The sequence below is a fragment of the Elizabethkingia argenteiflava genome (genome assembly GCF_009904105.1).
Taxonomy (GTDB): Bacteria; Bacteroidota; Bacteroidia; order Flavobacteriales; family Weeksellaceae; genus Elizabethkingia; species Elizabethkingia argenteiflava.
Map to the genome: position 1 here is coordinate 1 of NZ_JAAABJ010000462.1, position 371 is coordinate 371.

The following is a 371-nucleotide window of genomic DNA, read 5'->3' on the forward strand; positions in this document are numbered from 1 at the left end:
GGGGGGGGGGGGGGGGGTTTGTTGTTTTTTGGGTTGGGTTTGGATTTGTTTGGTTATGGTAGAGGATTGATTTTTTTTTTTTTTGTTTTTGATAGTATAATTTTTTTTTTTGAATTTTTTTTTTTTTTTTTTTTTTTTTTTGATTTTTTACTCCCCCTCCTCCAACACAAAAAAATATTTGTGTTTTTTTTGGGGTGTTGTGGTCGGTTTTTATTTTATAAATTATTTTCTTTTGTTTTTTTTTTTTTATATTTTTATTTATTATGTTCATAATTTCTAGTTGATTTATCTTGGATTGTAACAATATTTTGATATGTATATAAAACATTGTTCTTTTTTTCAATTCGTGTTGTTGGATATCTTGGATTACA

General features: G+C 25.3%; 1 protein-coding gene. It reads right to left on the reverse strand.

The window, feature by feature from the left end:
• Nucleotides 1-271, reverse strand: a 271-nt coding sequence (locus GNY06_RS05375) for a hypothetical protein (protein WP_176589975.1), incomplete at its 3' end; no start/stop codon positions are given.
• Nucleotides 272-371: the final 100 nt, after the last annotated feature.